This window comes from Oceanicola sp. S124, from assembly GCF_000220565.1.
Lineage (GTDB): Bacteria > Pseudomonadota > Alphaproteobacteria > Rhodobacterales > Rhodobacteraceae > Pseudooceanicola.
This window is the reverse complement of the sequence record NZ_AFPM01000079.1, coordinates 1-2296: the sequence shown is the minus strand read 5'-3', so window position 1 is coordinate 2296 and position 2296 is coordinate 1. Positions and strand designations below refer to the sequence as shown.

The 2296-nt window shown below is 67.9% G+C and carries 1 protein-coding gene and 1 pseudogene; one reads left to right on the top strand and one right to left on the bottom strand.

Features of this window, described 5'->3' with window-relative positions:
• Window positions 1-254, top strand: a pseudogene (locus OS124_RS0106520) (metal ABC transporter permease); the annotation flags it as partial.
• A gap of 111 nt (window positions 255-365) precedes the next feature.
• Here OS124_RS0106520 and OS124_RS23890 read toward each other — a convergent pair.
• On the bottom strand, window positions 366-2296 hold a 1931-nt coding region (locus OS124_RS23890), incomplete at its 5' end, for an efflux RND transporter permease subunit (RefSeq protein ID WP_010138611.1).

The following is a 2296-nucleotide window of genomic DNA, read 5'->3' as shown; positions in this document are numbered from 1 at the left end:
TGGACGAGGCGACTTCTGCGCTCGACACCGACACCGAGCGCGAGATCCAGGCGGCGCTGAACCGGGCCGGCGAGGGGCGCACCGTGCTGACCATCGCGCACCGGCTGTCCACCATTGCCGATGCGGACCGGATCGTGGTGCTGGAAAAGGGCGAGGTGGTCGAAGAGGGCACCCATACCGACCTGCTGGCGCGCAATGGCCGCTACGCCGCGCTCTGGGCACGCCAGTCAGCCGAGGCGGAAGCGGCGGCCTGAGCTGCAGGGGGATCGCCCTGCGGATGCGGTCTCCGGCGGGGAGACTTGCCAACAGGGAAACGAGAAAGGGCCGGCGCATCTGCCGGCCCTTTTTCAGGTCTGCCCCTGGGGCTATTCCGCCGCGTTGAGCGGCTTGGCGAAGGGATCGGGATAGCGCGGCTTGGGCTCTTCCTCCTCCTGCACCAGGGTGGGGGCAGAGGAGGCGGGGGCGTGCTCCTCCTCGGGGGCGACCTTGGATGTGCTCTCCACCCCGGCGGCCTCGTCCTCCAGCGGCCAGAGGATCTCGGCCTGGCGGGTGCGGCGGGCCGAGCGGCTCAGCGCCCAGTCCCGTGCCGCCCGCGAGGAGCGTCCCAGCGACAGCTTCGCCAGCCCGCGCGAGATCCACAGCAGATACGTGCTGAGCCAGACCCTGAGCGCCAGCATGGTCGGGGTGAAGACCAGCGTCAGCATGGTGGCGATGCCGAGGCCAAAGACCACCGCCGTGGCCAGCTGTTTCCACCACAGCGCGGTCGGGCTGTCGATGGAATAGCCGCCCCCCCAGAAGTCCAGGCTGAGGCCGAACATCATCGGCGCCAGGCCCGCCATGGTGGTGATCGTGGTCAGGAAGACCGGGCGGATGCGATCCTCGGCGGTGCGGATGATCGCCTCGATCCGGGGCATGTAGGCCGAGTATTCCTGGTAGGTGTCGATCAGCACGATGTTGTTGTTCACCACGATGCCCGCCAGCGCGACGATGCCGGTGCCGGTCATGATGATGGAAAACGCCTGGTCCATGACCAGCATCCCGATCAGCACCCCCGCCGTCGACAGCACCACCGCCAGCAGCACCAGCACCGAGTTGTAGAAGCTGTTGAACTGCGCCAGCAGGATGATGAACATCAGCGCCAGCGCCGCCGAGAAGGCGGTCATCAGGAAGGTCGCGCTTTCCTCCTGGTCTTCCTGGTCGCCGGTCCACTCGTAGCTGACCGAGGCGGGCAGCGGAGAGGTTTCCAGCCATTGCGTCAGGTGGGCCACCCGTTCGGGCGCCGTCATCGGCACCTGGGTGGCCGCCCCGGTGCGCGGATCCGTACCCTCGGTCATCAGCCCGGTCGCGACGGCGGCCTTGACGTCGAAGTAGCGGCGCTGGTCGACACGCTTGATCTGCGCCAGCTTCTCGACCGGGGTGCGGGTGATGAAGTTCGACAGCGGCACCAGGCCCTGGGCCGTGCGCACCTTCAGCGTGTCCAGTGTCGAGAGCACACGGTCCTCTTCCGGCAGGCGGACGCGGATCGGGATTTCCTCGTCCGAGGTCTCGACCGGCATGGTGTCCAGTTCAAGGCCCTGCGTGATCAGCTGCACCATGGCGCCGACGGTGGCGACATTGGCGCCGTAGCGGCCGGCCTTCTCTACGTCGACGTCGATCTGCCAGTCGATGCCGGGCAGGGGCAGGGTGTCCTCGACCAGGGTCAGGCCACGGGTCTCGTCGAAGCGGTCGCGCACCATCTGGGTCGCCGCCTTCAGCTCTTCCCAGTTGTCACCCATCAGGCGCAGGTGCACCGGCTTGGCCGAGGCCGGGCCCATGTTGGCCGAGAGGATCTCGGTCCTGATGCCGGGAATGGCGCCGGTCGCCTCGGTCAGCTCGGCGATGACGATGTCGCCGTCCAGCTCGGGCTGGTCGCGGCGGTCTTCCCAGGGCACGATCTCCAGTTGGATCTGGCCGATGGTGTCCAGCGGCGGCTCGGCGCCGCCGGTGTTGGTGCTCAGCCCGCCGTCGCCGGCGAAGGCGAAGGCGTTCATTACGCCGGGATGGCGCAGCACGATCTCTTCGACCTCGCGCACCAGCCCATCCTTCTGGGTCAGCGAGAGGTTGCCGCGGGCCCGGACGTAGACGATGGCCTGCTCGGGCTCGCTCTCGGTGAAGAACTCGACGCCCTTGTTGTTCGAGCCGTAGTAGCCGAAGACCGAGACCACGAAGAACAGCACCGCGCCGATGGTCACCAGTGGCATCACCGGGTTGGCGGTCAGCAGCCAGATGAAGCGGCCGAAGGAGGGTGCGGCGATGG